At 51.9% G+C, this 14,007-nt stretch carries 11 protein-coding genes; all 11 read right to left on the bottom strand.

Annotated elements, in window-relative coordinates; genetic code table 11:
* Positions 1-12: 12 nt before the first annotated feature.
* Complete coding sequence (locus GNP95_RS11960) at positions 13-972, bottom strand: carbohydrate ABC transporter permease (protein WP_230873782.1); 960 nt, start codon at positions 970-972, stop codon at positions 13-15.
* 90 nt (positions 973-1,062) lie between these two features.
* Positions 1,063-2,385, bottom strand: coding sequence for an ABC transporter substrate-binding protein (locus GNP95_RS11955; RefSeq protein ID WP_155611089.1), 1,323 nt, complete (start codon positions 2,383-2,385; stop codon positions 1,063-1,065).
* A 150-nt stretch (positions 2,386-2,535) separates the two neighbouring features.
* Entirely contained in the window at positions 2,536-4,584 is a 2,049-nt protein-coding gene (locus tag GNP95_RS11950; protein ID WP_155611088.1) for an alginate lyase family protein, read from the bottom strand.
* A complete protein-coding gene (sdaAA, locus tag GNP95_RS11945; RefSeq protein ID WP_155611087.1) occupies positions 4,577-5,494 on the bottom strand; it encodes an L-serine ammonia-lyase, iron-sulfur-dependent, subunit alpha in 918 nt (305 codons plus the stop codon). Before sdaAA ends, GNP95_RS11950 begins: the two co-directional genes overlap by 8 nt.
* Positions 5,495-5,524: 30 nt before the next feature.
* On the bottom strand, positions 5,525-6,190 hold the full coding sequence (sdaAB, locus tag GNP95_RS11940; RefSeq protein WP_155611309.1) for an L-serine ammonia-lyase, iron-sulfur-dependent subunit beta: 666 nt from the start codon (positions 6,188-6,190) through the stop codon (positions 5,525-5,527).
* Positions 6,187-7,260, bottom strand: a complete 1,074-nt coding sequence (locus GNP95_RS11935; RefSeq protein ID WP_155611086.1) for a dihydrodipicolinate synthase family protein — start codon at positions 7,258-7,260, stop codon at positions 6,187-6,189. The genes sdaAB and GNP95_RS11935 overlap by 4 nt, the downstream gene beginning before the upstream one ends.
* A complete protein-coding gene (locus GNP95_RS11930; protein WP_155611308.1) occupies positions 7,260-8,276 on the bottom strand; it encodes an NAD-dependent epimerase/dehydratase family protein in 1,017 nt (338 codons plus the stop codon). Before GNP95_RS11930 ends, GNP95_RS11935 begins: the two co-directional genes overlap by 1 nt.
* A 167-nt stretch (positions 8,277-8,443) precedes the next feature.
* On the bottom strand, positions 8,444-8,944 hold the full coding sequence (locus tag GNP95_RS11925) for a sigma-70 family RNA polymerase sigma factor (RefSeq protein WP_155611085.1): 501 nt from the start codon (positions 8,942-8,944) through the stop codon (positions 8,444-8,446).
* A gap of 29 nt (positions 8,945-8,973) precedes the next feature.
* Entirely contained in the window at positions 8,974-9,897 is a 924-nt protein-coding gene (locus GNP95_RS11920) for a D-alanyl-D-alanine carboxypeptidase family protein (protein ID WP_196427152.1), read from the bottom strand.
* Positions 9,898-10,115: 218 nt separating this feature from the next.
* The gene (locus tag GNP95_RS11915; RefSeq protein WP_155611083.1) at positions 10,116-10,781 is read right to left on the bottom strand and encodes a GGDEF domain-containing protein; all 666 of its coding nucleotides are present in this window, start codon (positions 10,779-10,781) and stop codon (positions 10,116-10,118) included.
* Between the two features lie 54 nt (positions 10,782-10,835).
* Entirely contained in the window at positions 10,836-13,934 is a 3,099-nt protein-coding gene (locus GNP95_RS11910) for a hybrid sensor histidine kinase/response regulator (protein WP_230873780.1), read from the bottom strand.
* Positions 13,935-14,007 lie beyond the last annotated feature (73 nt).

Genomic DNA, 14,007 nt, shown 5'->3' with positions numbered 1-14,007 from the left:
CTGTGCTGCTATTCATTCGTAATGCACCCACTTTTTCTGAAGCGTAACCTGCAGGGCGGTAAGAATGAACAGGATGATGAAGAGCACCCAGGCAATTGCTGAAGCATATCCCATACGCAGAAAGGTGAAACCCTCCTGATACAAATAAATCATCAGCACAAGACTGGATTTATTCGGCCCACCAGCCGATGATGCATCCAGCGCCCCTCCCGTCATCACGTAAATTTGCTCAAAAGCCTGGAAAGTGGAGATTGTGCTCAGAATGAGAACGAGAAATGTCGTGCCCGAAATCAACGGCACCGTAATATGCATAAATTTGCGGAATACGCCAGCCCCGTCAATTTCGGCCGCCTCGTACACGTCTGAAGGAACGTTCTGCAATCCGGCAAGAAAAATGACCATAATGTAGCCGATCCCTTTCCAAACGGCGATCATCACCAGCAAAGGTATGACGAGACGTTCATCCTGCAGCCATTTTTGCGGTTCCAGCCCTATTTTTAGGAGAAAAGAATTGGCCATCCCGAAGCGGGGATTAAAAATTGCATCCGAAACATACAAAATGACCGTCCAGGAAGATATTACGGGCACAAAATGCGCCAATCGAAAAAATTTCAGCCCCCGCAGCCGCTGATTCAGTGCCGTCGCTAAAATCAAAGCCAAGACGGTCTGCAGCGGCACGAACAGTATCGTGAAATACACCGTGTTCCACATCGCCTTCCAGAAAACCGGCTCCTGGAACAGCTTCTTATAATTCGCCAGGCCCGCCCACTGTGGGGCGTTCAGAATATCATAATGAGAAAAACTGAAATACAAGGAAGCGAGCAGCGAACCAAGTACAAAAACAATAAAATGAATGATATAAGGGGTTACCATCAGCAGACCCCACTTGCTGTCACTGTTAAGGCGCCGCCTTCGGGTCCGCGGGATTAATGGTTTGACTCCCGTCCTTACTTTTTCCGTTTTTTCCATCATGATCATCACGCTTTCTGTCGCTATTCTATAGGGCCGGCACTTGGCATGCCAGCCCGCAATCCATCAAAGCTAAATCAAGGCGCTGCTCCATCATTTCTTATAGAATTCATCCAGCACCTTCTGCACTTCCTGATCCGCCTGCTTCATTGCCTGTTCAACGGAAACCTCGCCTTCGAATGCGCGGTTGATGCTGTCGTTGAATTTGCCGACCCATTCGCTCCATACCGCATTTACATCCAGCGTCCCAGCGAATTCAAAGCTGTCTAGGAAAGCTTGTTTATTGGCCGGCGATCCGCTCAGGAACTGCTCGGAATTCGCCACGGATTTCTTGACAGGCACCGCCTCGCCGAGCGAAGCCCACTCCTTCTGAACCTCATCCTCTGTGGCCCAGAATTTCACCCATTCCCAGGCAGCTTCCCCTACCGCCCCTTCGGCCTTCTTGTTGATCACCCAGGAATTTGCAATTACCGGTGAGAAGCGTTTGCCTTCAGGACCTTTTGGCAGCAGCGTCACATCGTAATTCAGGCCCGCTGCGTTCGCATCGATCGTCCGGGCGTATATGCCGATTCTCATGGCAGCCGCCTTGCTCGGGAAGGGGGCCATATTGCTCTGGAAGCTTTTTAAATCGGAGGGAGTTGGAAGCAGCTCTCGCTGCATGCCGTCCACAATCCAGTCCAAGGCGGCTTTGTTCTCCGGCGAGTCGATGATCGACTGATCCAGCGTCTCGTTGAGCACCCCTCCGCCATACGATTTCAGCACCGTCATCCAGCCCTCGGTGATGCTGAAGAAGGTGAGGCCGTATTGACTGATCTTATTTTTATCGAACGAAGGGTCTACGGCGTATTTGCCATTGGCATCCTTCGCTAATTTCTCTGCGGCAGCCTTCAGATCGTCCCAGGTCCAAGCCTCGGTCGGATACTCGATCTGTGCTTCGTCGAACATATCCTTGTTGTAGTACAGCACGGCGATTTGGATCCCCTGCGGCACACCCCAGTACTTGCCTGCAGCGTCTTTATTAAACTCCAAGCCGTAGTAATCGTCTGCTTTCAAGTCCCGCTGAATCCATTCGGTCAAGTCCTTAAGCACGCCACGCTCCGCATATTTCGGCACGAGCACTCCGTCCGAGAGCCATACATCCGGTGCGCTTTCTGCCGCGATTTGCGTATCCAGCTTCTGAAAGAACTGATTATACGGGGAGGATTCCGTTTTTATTTTAATATTCGGATGCTTTTCCTGGAATTTGGCGATCAGCTCCTGCATCTTCTCATCCGATTGGGCTGAGGAATAAAATCCAAGCTTTAATTCTACATCTCCGCCGCCCTTGCCCTTGGTCGAACAGCCGGAGATCAGCAGCGCGGAAAGCAATGTTATTGCAAGCAGCAGCGCGCCCCATTTTTTGTGCTGGCTTTTCAAGCTATAACCCCCTAATGATTGGATTGTTCACTTTATTAAAGCGCTTTCTCATAATTGTGTCCGATTTATGAACTGTGAACTTACTTTAAAATTACTGCATGCTTCCTTTTAGGGTCAACGTCCTTAAAAAGTCCTTTATTCATGCTTTACTTATACCTTTATGATGTATGGCCGCGGATCATTCCCGGTTAGCCCGCCGCTGCGCATCAGAAGCACCTCACCGCTGAGATGATGATCCCCGAACCGGTAGCTGCGCGGGCCTTGATGGGAGAACACGAATTCTTCCTTCCCCTGCTCCCTCTGCACCGAAAACGCCGTAGCCAGATGGGACGGAACCTGATTACCGTAACTGTCCAGCACCTCCAGCTCTTGCAGGATGGGCAGCTTCACCTGCGGGCTGGCGCTCGGATACAGCAAGGTTATGAATTTGGCAAAACCTTTGCCCTTACGAACGAAGGAGGCTTTGACCGAAGGAGTCTTCTCGTTATAATGACGAGACACCCAGCTTGCATCCTGCTTAACGTCCATCTGAACCAACGGTATGATCCACAAGGCGGGACCTTCCTGGGACGCAGCCGCATGAACAATTCCATCCTCCCGGACCGTTAAATCAAGCCCCTCTGCAAAATGAAAAGGGATCTTATATTCATGCTCGCCATGGGAACGGCAAGTATCGACGATAACCCAGTAATCCGGCTTCACAAACAGCACCTGTCTTGCAACATGCACCGGCTGCTCCAATCTCCAATAGCCGTCATGCCCGGCCTGCACATAATCGAAATCCGGGCCGCTGTTCCAGTAACGGTCGAAGGGCCTCGCCACATCCGCCCATCGCCAGGAGCTGACGTAGGTGGAAATCGTCTCCCCGTCAACGGACAGCGTATTGTGCTGCAGCGACTCCATGAAATATTGTCGATCTTCCGTTTCCATATATGTGAATCTGCCCGGATCGGTAAGAAATTCGCGACCGTGCGCGAACAGGCTCACATGCAGCAAATCATCATGCCCATGCGCCCGGATCACGTCCATATGGCCGCCGTCAAAAACAAGATACTGCGCGTGACTGCCCCAACCGCTGCGCATAAAGGCATATCCGCTGTCGTTCAACTGAATTGACGTGAAGCTTGGCTCCTGAACTGCCAATTGATTAAAGCGATCGTATCCCCGTTCCCCAAAAAACCAAATTCCTTCGTAGTCCAGCCGCTCATAAGCCATTCGCTTCAAATCGCCGCGCCCGAACAGGACGGCACCGCGGCAGAGCACATCACGCATATCTGTCCCGTCGCTGTCTCCGAGCATCGGCTGACGGCCATCAGGCTGAACAAACGCTAGCGAAGCGGTATACATGCGATTCAGCGTGTCATCCAGCACTTCCGGCATTTCAATGCCATTCAGCCTGCCTAGCCACACCGATTCGAACAGGCAGTGCAGCACCTCATGATGATACATTGTGCACTGCTCGTTGTGCATCCCGTCCGAATACACTTGCAGCCTGCACATTTCCTCCAGCCGCTGCAGTCCAGTCTGCAGCCATGTCTCAGATTCCGCAAGTTCGGGGAACAACAGGGCAAGCTGAAACAAACCGTTCGTCTCCAGGAATCCCCAATTGCTCTGGCGATCATGAGGGACATATGCCAAATTCAAGTACATTCCATGCCTGCGGACCGCTTCTTTAAACAGCTTCTCCTCCGATTCCCCCCATAAGGAACAGCGGCGAACGCAATAATATCCCTTTAGCCAATGCGTAATCCGTATCCCGCTATCCAGCTTGCGCCACGTATCCTTGACGTTGTATGCCCGGTCTGCCGCAGAACGCACCTCTTCCTCTGTCAAAGGATTTTGCTGCATCCAGTCCTTCAATAGCCGGATATATCCCTCGGCATATTTCTCCTTTCCCGTCAGCCAATAGGCCTGCCCGAGCTCACCCATATATCGCGCCCGGTTCAGCATGACAAGCCATTCCAGATCTTCTTTATGCCGGTAATACCAATTGATGCGCTCCGGGAAAGCAACCTCCTCCTCACAGCGCTCCATATCCCAGCGATGCGTGAAAATAAAGGTGTTCCTGCACGCCAAATCAGCCCGGTGCACGACTTCCTTCACTTCCTCCGGCCAGTGCTTCCGGCAGGCATCGACGATAAACCGGCGATCTTCCTCTGTCCAATAAAAGCGCCGAACCAGCAGTGAGACTTCACTCATCCTGTATGTCCCCCTTCTCTTCTGATCGTTCATTACTTGATCCGAACAGCCTGCGGCGGTGCCTTTCGCCTGTCGGTGTTGCCGCAAGCCCCCCGAGCGCCGTCTCTTTGAGCGTTCCAGGCATTGCCTGGCCGATGCGGTACATCGCTCCGATCACTTCGTCCGCCGGAATGATGCTTTCGATGCCCGCCAGCGCCAGATCAGCCGATACGATTGCATTGGACGCCCCCATCGCATTGCGCATGACGCAGGGCACCTCCACGAGTCCTGCGACAGGATCGCATACCAGGCCCAGCGTATTCTTTAAGGCGATAGCAACGGCATGGGCCGACTGCCTTGGCTTGCCCCCGGCCATTTCGACAATCGCCCCGGCCGCCATAGCCGACGCGGAGCCGACCTCAGCCTGGCATCCCCCGGCTGCGCCGGAAATGAAAGAACGGTTGGCGATCACATAGCCAATAGCGCCAGACGTAAACAGGAAGCGAGCCATTGCGTCGCGATCCGCGCCAAGCTCCCCGGCCAGCCCAAAGAGGCAGCCCGGGATCACACCACTCGCTCCCGCGGTCGGCGTAGCGACAATCGTACCCATCGCCGCGTTGACCTCGTTCGTCGCAATCGCCCGGCTGACCGCCTGAAGCACCCGCTGGCCGGACAAGGTTCGGCCCTGTCGCAAGTAACCCTCCAGCTTGCGCGCATCGCCGCCGGTTAAGCCGCTCCGCGATCTAATCTCCTCCGTTAAGCCGCGCTGCACGGCCTTCTCCATCGTGTCCAGGTGCTGAAACATTCTGCTGATGATCTTCTCTTTCGGCACGCCCGTGGCCAGGGCTTCCTCCTCGATCATGATGTCGGCTATGGCTTGGCCCTGCGACTCGGCAAGCTGCACCAGCTCTTCTATCGTACTGAACTGCATGGTCGTGAACCTCCCTTTCATGCCCCTTCCTCACAAGGGCGGCAGAATCCGGACATGAGCGACATCAGCAATGCCTGCGATTTGCGATCCGGCGGAAGCGGATATCTCTTCATCCGTTTCAATGATCAATAGCGCTTCCTGACCCTTCGCCTTGCGGGACATTTCCATTCTGGAGATATTAATCCGCCGATCGGCCAGCACACTGGCCACGGAAGCGATCAAGCCGAATTGATCCTTATGGAATACGAAGGCTGTCCAGGCATCCCCCGACAGATTCATTTGAAATTCATCCGCCTCCAGCAAGGCGATTTTACCGCCCCCGACAGAGATGCCCTTTACCCTCATTGCCCCTGTTTCATCCTCAAGGCGAATCCAGGCCGTATTGGGATGCTCCTCGGGCAAGTCTACGGTGGTGATTGAAATGGCTAGACCAATATCTTCCGAAATTTTAAGTGCATCCTTGATACGGGGATCATGGGTATCGAAACCCATCAGCCCGCCGACGATTGCCACATCCGTACCATGCCCCTGATACGTCATGGCGAATGAACCGCAAAATTCGATTTGCGCCTTATGAGGAACGCGGCCGAATAACCGTCTGGCCATCCGTCCGATACGTGCCGCACCTGCCGTATGCGAGCTGGACGGCCCGATCATGACCGGGCCGATGATATCAAAGACGGAGCGGTACTTCATGGCGATCCCAGCCATTTCGCCAAATGGCGATGCACGAAATCATCATCGTTCAGATGAGGATATGCTTGATATACCCGGTCGATTTCCTCCATCTGTCCTGGAGACAGCTGTTCCGCAGGATTCAGGCACCACCGGCCCTCGAGCAAACCTTGGCGGCGAAGCACCTCATGGATGCCCGGAATGCAGCCATGAAAATCGTGCCCGGGGTCAAAAAAGGCAGCATTCGCGTCGCTGATTTCCATGCTTCGCGTGAGAAGCTCATGAGGTATGTTTTCCCCGCTTTCCCGCAAATCAATGATATGCGACATCAGTTCAACCGCTTTGCGCGTCCAGACCGCCCAGTGTCCGAGCAGGCCGCCAACGATACGCTTCTCGACCTTCATACCGCCGACCGTAAAGCGGTAGGTCGTCAGCAAATCGGCCACGATATTGTCATCATTACCGGTATACAATGCGATGGATTCGCGGCGGCTCGATTCACAGACAGCCCTGACAACATCCAGTGTTTGATAGCGGTTGAAAGGGGCCATCTTGATCGCCTTCACGCCCGGAATTTCGGCCATTTCCCGCCAGAATCCATAGCTTAGCCGTTTCCCGCCTACGGCTGGCTGCAAATAAAACCCGAAGACGGGAATAACGTCCGCGATCGCTTCCGTACGCTCCAGAAGCTCGGACTCGCTCCACGAATCCAACCCGCCTGTACTGACTAGACCCAGATCATAACCGAGTTTAACGGCAAGTTCGGCTTCCCGCAGCGCCTGGTCCGTCGGCCCGCAAATTCCCGCGACCTTGATGAACGTACGATCCAGCCCCGCTTCCTCGACTTCTTCCGCTGCCATGCGCAGAACCGGCTCATACAAACCGATGCCCGGATCGCGAATTTCGAACTGGGTCGTATGCACGCCAACGGCAATGCCGCCCGCCCCGGATTCGATATAGTATCTGGACAAAGCCCGCTGCCTCCGTTCATCCAAGCGCCGGGTCGCATCAAGCGCCAGCGGATGGGCCGGAATTACAGTGCCTCGCTGCAGCAGCGCATCAACCTCCGGTTTCAACTGCAGGGCTGTCATTAGAACGCACCTGCCCGTTCTTGGAAATGCGTCGGTTTGTTCAACGTATCTCCACCGGCTTCGATCCAGCCGGCCGTCCATTCCATCATTTGCCTGAGCGTAATGCGGGGATAGCCAAACAGACGATGGGATTGCGAGGCGTTGTTAAGGAGCGCCGTAGACTGCTCCGTACCGGTAAATTGCGGAACTGTTCCAAGCAGCTCGCCGAAACGCTCCGCCATCCACCGGACCGATACCGTCTCTGGTCCGGTAATATTGAGCGTGACGGGAGGCGAGTCACACAGCAGCAATGAGCGGATCGCCATTTCATTGGCATCCCCTTGCCAGATAACATTAACTTGGCCCATGCTTACATCGATCGGCGTCCCTTCTTTAACCGCCTTAGCGATTTCTAGCAAGATGCCATAGCGCAGATCAATCGCATAATTTAAGCGAAAATTGACGAGTGGCGTGCCATTTTTCCGGGAGAAATATTCAAACACTCGTTCCCGCCCAAGGCAGGATTGCGCATATTCGCCAACAGGAGCTGGAGGCGTCTCCTCGGAGGCGCCGCCTGACCCGATATGGGTAAGCGGATAAATATTGCCCGAGGAAAAAGCGACGATTCGCGACCGCGGGAACTTCTCCGCTACCCGCCCCGGCAAATAGGCATTCATCGCCCAAGTAAAATACTCGCGGCCCGTTGTCCCAAACTTGTTACCGGCCATATAAATGACATTGCGCGCGGATGGCAGCTTGGCAAGCGCCGCTTCATCCAGCAGATCAGCTGCAATCGTCTCAATGCCTGCCGACTCCAGCTCGCCGCGTAAATCGCCGGAGGAGAAGCGGGATACGCCGGTTACTTTCGCCTTAATGCCAGCCGCTTCGATCCCTCGCTTCACCAGCTTGGCCAGACTTGGCCCCATTTTTCCGCCCACGCCAAGGATAAGAATATCTCCATCCAGCTTGGACAAATCTTCTATTAAACGGTCAGAAGGCTCGCTTAACTTGCTCTCCAGTTCGCTTATCGTTTTCAACATTCTCACCTCTACTAGTTATATGATCAGATGGAAATCAATACCTCCTGTCGATTTCATTCTAGAATCGCCGTTATTATAAGACAACGTCTTTAAATCGACCTTAAAAGCGCTTACACCAACGGTAAAAATAAATAAGGCCGGGGATATCTCCCCAGCCTTTGTGGTTAAGCGGTCGCCGTAGCCTTCGATTCGTTGCGAAGTCTTTGTCTCGCGCGATATAGAGTAATTTTGAATTTGGACAACGAAATTTCCATGAGATTCGCCGCTTCCTGGTAAGAGAAGCCATGGATGTCGTAGAGCAACACGGCCTGACGCTGATTTAGATTCAGCAGCAACAATTGGCTGTAAAGCTCTTGACGGCTCTCCTCCCGGAGCATCCACGTTTCCGGCGTCTCCTCGCCTGCGAACTGATAGAAAAATTCATTTTCATAAGAAGAGGAACGGCTCTCCTTGCGCAGCTTATCTATGTAAGCATTATGCGAAACCCGGAACAGCCAGGGCTTAACTTTCTTCTCTGGCAGCTGTTCCAGGTGGGACCATGCCCGGCAGAACGTCTCTTGTGTCAAATCCTCTGCGGTATGGTGGTTGCGGCATAAGTAAAACAGATACCGGTATACGTCATTTTTATAATCACGGTAAGCTTTATCGATCGATAATACGCTCATTTCCTATTCTCCCCTTCGTTATTCTCTCTCTAACTTTGGAATCCGTAATCCAGCAATTTGACCGAGTCCGACCAAACTCCTTGCTCAGTCGAATGAAGAACAACGGAAATCAACTCTTTGTCATCTCGGACGGCCGAGGCGACCAGGCAATAACCTGCCTTCTCGGTGTATCCCGTCTTGATGCCGTTAGCTCCCTGAAAATACCACTCATTATCACTTTGAATCAGTCTGTTGCGGTTACGAAAAGCCGTGGTTTCCCCTGTACTCTCTCTGTAGTGAACCGCCTCGCCAACGATGCCCTGAAAGGCTTCATGACTCATCGCAGCTTGGGCGATGACTGCGATATCCCGTGCCGTCGTATAATGATCCGGATCATGCAGCCCGTGCGAATTGACGAAATGGCTGTTCTTCGCACCAAGCTCCTTAGCCCGCTGATTCATCAGCCCGGCAAAATAATCGATCGCTTCCTCCGGCTCCAGCTTTCGACCCATTTCTTTCTCCGCAATATATACCGCCGCAGTTCTGGCCGCATCGTTCCCTGAAGGGAGCATCATCGCAGCGATCAGATCCCGAACCGGCAGCTGGTCCCCTTCGTGCAGGCCTGCCGTGCTCTCGTCGGCTGTACGAAGCCGCGCTTCCTTGCCAACCGTTACAATCTCATCGGGATTGCCTCTTTCAAGCACGATCAGCGCCGTTAATATCTTGGTTGTGCTGGCAGGATACATTCGCTTTTTATCATTATGGGCATATAAGATTTTTCCGGTCTCACGATCCATGACGAGCATGGATTTTCCTTCTAGTCCGCCTAGCCCGGGCGCTGTTATCACACGCCAATGCGCTTTGGCTTTATTCATGAACGCCGACGCGCTCAGGTGCAGACGATCAAGCTGCGGAGAGTTGGCCAGGAGCAGCATTCCGATGACTGCAAACAGTACAAGCCCTTTTTTTCGCAAGAACTGGTAACCCCTTTCCTCCTTGCGCAAGCATAGGTCAGTTGAATTCGATAGTTCCATTATCGGGGTCAGAGTTTTCTTTCCGCGTAAGAAATTATTAAGATTATCTTAAGATTTTGCTGCAAATTTCTTAAATTTTCCGTCCAGTAAGCTCGAACAGCATGAAATAGCAAAAACGCGCCTCCCCTGTAGGGATGACGCGTCTTTGACAGACGGATTTAATATAGCATTTTTCTCTTATGTTTCTTCCTAAGCGTGTATTCCAATTCCTTTAAATACTTATGCCTTTCCTCCCTGTAAAGCGAATACCGGTTTCTGCCAAGCTTCTTGGCATGATACATCGCTAGATCAGCTTCAGCCATCATTCGCAGCCGGTCGACCTTACGCCCTTCACTAATACTGATCCCGATGCTCCCTGTGACCTTGATGTTACGCCCCTGAATTTCAAACGGCCGGCTGATTTTATCCAAGATTAGCGCCGCCAATATCTCCACCTTGTTCGGATCGCAATTTTTCATGATAAAGACGAACTCATCGCCCCCGATGCGAAAAGCCAGCTGATTTTTATTCGTGATTTGGCGCAGGCCGATACTGACATCATGCAGGAGCTGATCTCCCGCCATATGACCGTACGTGTCATTAATCTCTTTGAAATGATCCAGATCTAGAGACAATACAGCCAGATGATCCTTCCCTTTATGACGCGTCCAGAAATGATCGAAACCATTTCGATTCATAAGCCCAGTGACGGCATCGGTATAAGCCAGCTTCATCAGGTCTGCTCTCTCACGGAGCAACGACCGGAGAACAATGGTCATACCGACAAGCACTGCACTTAAAACACCGATAATTATGATATACATCGTTCCTGCATGTTCTGCCATACTCTTATCACATCCCATTTCATAAAAAGAACTATAAACAGCGAAGGATCAAGGTCAGTCAGGCAATGATTTGGGCTTAGGTATCTGAAAAGCCACCCTTGTTCCTTCGCCAGGAACGCTGCTTATATGTAAACCCTGTCCATAGAGCTGCTTCAAGCGCCGGTCTGTATTGATAAGCCCGATCCCACGGCGCGAATGGGAGTCGGTCTCAAGCAGGCATCGCAGCTTATCTTCCTCAATGCCTACGCCGTCATCCTCAACGATGATCTCTGTATAGTCTGGGTGATTATGGATGCGGATCGTTACCGTACCTCCGCTTACCCGTGTCAGCAGGCCGTGTCTGACCGAATTTTCCACGATGGGCTGCATGGATAGGGGAGGTATCTGAACGCTGCTGTAATCCTGCAAGTCCCAGACCACCTGCAGACGCTCACCGAAGCGCTCCTTCTCAATGTACAAATAAGAATGCAGCATCTCAAGCTCATGTTCAATCGGCACAAGCCGCTGCAAATTGCGCACATCAAAACTGGTCCGCAAATAACTGCCAAACCGCTCGAGAAGAACTACCATTCTTGACGTATCCATGACACTGAGCGAGGCCACAGAGTTTAGCGTGTTATACAGAAAGTGCGGCTGAATCTGTGCCTGAAGCCAAGCAGCCTCCATGTGCAGACGCTCCATAATTGACCGCTTTAAGGAAATCAAAGCCTGCACCCTTGTTTTTAGCTCTAACGCATCCATTGGCTTGCTTAAGTAATCATTCGCTCCGGCCTTGAAGCCAGCTTCAATATCCTGGGACCTGCTTCTTGCCGTCAGGAGCAGAATCGGCAGCTCGGAAATTGTATATTTGCGGCGAATTTCCCGCGTCAGTTCGTACCCCGATATATTTGGCATCATGACATCGGAAATGACGAGGTCCCATTCCCCCGAGTCAAGGAGCTGCAACGCTTCCTCGGCGGAGGTTACGGCCGAAATATGATAATGCTCTCGAGAAAGGATATGCTGCAGTATTTTTAGATTTACCGGATCGTCATCCACAGCGATTATTTTGGGCTGGCTGTCCCACTGGGCCGTCTCCTGCTCTGGAGCGGATTCCTCCGCAACGGCCAACTCGGCTAACCTGTCAGTAGAAGTTAAAAATATATAGGCTGCATCGTTCTTCCCGGATCCCCCTGGTTCTGGTGCCGCTTTATTTTGATCGGCCACGGCCAGAGGCAGCGAAAAACTGAATACGGAGCCTTGACCGGGCTCGGATTGCAGCTCCAAGCTGCTTCCATGCAGCTCGACAAATTGCTTGCAAATGCTGAGCCCTAGTCCCAGTCCGCCTTGTATGGCCGGTGCATTAGAAGTCCCCTGATGATACGGTAGAAATACTCTGCGCTTATTCTCTTCGTCCATGCCGATGCCAGTATCTCTAACGTAAATACGAGCCTGGTTCTCATGCACTTCCGCCGACAGTACGATGAAGCCTTCGTTCGTATATTTAATTGCGTTATGCAGCAAATTGAACAGGATTTGCACCAGCCTGTTCTCGTCGGCAAGCACGCGCGGAAACGCATCAGGCACATCCAGCACGATTTCCAGCTTTTTCGCATCGCTTAAATAACGAAGCATCTCGACTACGCCGGAAGCCGTCGCCTGCACACTCACGCTCTGCTTATCCAGGCGGATTTGCCCCTCTCGGAGCAATGAAACGTCCAGCAAATCATTGAGCTGAAGCGACAGGCGCTGACCGATCTGGATCAAGAGCTTCAGGTCGCTGCGATGCCTGTCTATCAGACGATTCTGTCCGTTATCAAGCACTGCCTGCGCCATGTTGATCATGCCGTGCAGCGGATTACGCAGCTCGTGTGAAGTATTGGCGAGGAATTCGTCTTTTCGCTTGTCTTCCTCTTGCAGCCGTTCAGCAAGCCTTTTCGCATGAAATGTCGTCTGTGCAAACCGGATGAACCAGAAGGCCGCAAAACTGACAAATGCAATGATCAAATCCAGCGGGTAGTAAGGCATATCCGCCCAAAATCTACTCTTGATGATTCCGCCAATAAATATATTTATGGAAACGGCAGCAGCTGCCATAAGAATGAATACGGCCGACTTCTCCCCTTCCCGAATAGAGCGGAATGCGAAGTATGGAACAAGAATAATGACAGCAAGCATAATGATAAGCAGTAGATGATTACCCACTCTCAAATAGCGGTCCGGCAAACCGATCATAAGCAGCATGCCTGCAGCGCTAAACACGAGAAGCGCGCGAACGGTTCTTCGATTCTCCTGTCGGCCTAGAAGAGATTTCGTGCACATCATTAGAAAAATAGCCAAGCAAATGTAGATGATAATCTTCAGCTTAAAGACCCATGCCATTGGGATAGGCATCCATACCAGAAGCAGCTTGTCGTCGTCCGTCAACACGGAGAGGACGGCAAAAAAAATCATAAGCGCAAAGTAAAGCAATTCTTTGCCGCGGTGACCAAGCCCAAACAAAATTCCGGCATATATGCCATGCAGCAGCAATACGACGCATACGACGATCTGCAGCATTTCGGACAGCAGCCTCTCATTCATCATGGCCGTAGCAGTTCCAAATTTTACGGACTGTACTATACCGCCCATGCCGTAGATATGGAAATTCGAGACATGGAGAAGAACCTCAACTTCAGTTTTAGCAGTGTGAAAATTAACGGAATATGGAACGTTTCTTGCTTTGTTGTGTTCCTTTGTCTCTGCAGGGTGTCCCATTTCACCATACATTTGACCGTTTATGTACAATCGTGATGCTGACTGGACATTCGGAAGCTGAATCGAATATACGCCGTCCGTATCCTGAATCAAAACCCGAAGGCGGTACGTTCCATAGCCGAATTTTTGATTTATGGAAGAGCTCCATTTTCCCGGCACCTGCATGTAGAGTCTATCGAGTTCATCCCGCTGCTCTCCGCTTGCTGCTGGACTTATAAATTGCCCGGGGTAAAATTCCCACTCTCCATTCAGTGTAATAACCTGCCGATCGCTGAACTGCCAATGTCTAAGGTCCAGTTCTCCGCGTTCTGCCTGAGGATGCTCGGGCATGATGCGAAAAGAGTACCAGAGCATCCTCAGGCTGACCAGCACAAGTAAAAATATACCGAGATAAATGAATACTTTTTTCGTTGTCATCTGTTTTTTTGAAATGGACAAGGCTCAACAATTCCTTTACGGTAAGATTGTAGACCATGCCTCACAACAAAAT

The sequence above is a fragment of the Paenibacillus woosongensis genome, from assembly GCF_009725165.1.
Classification (GTDB): Bacteria; Bacillota; Bacilli; order Paenibacillales; family Paenibacillaceae; genus Fontibacillus; species Fontibacillus woosongensis.
The sequence above is the reverse complement of the archived record's forward strand: the minus strand, read 5'-3'. Positions and strand labels throughout refer to the sequence as shown.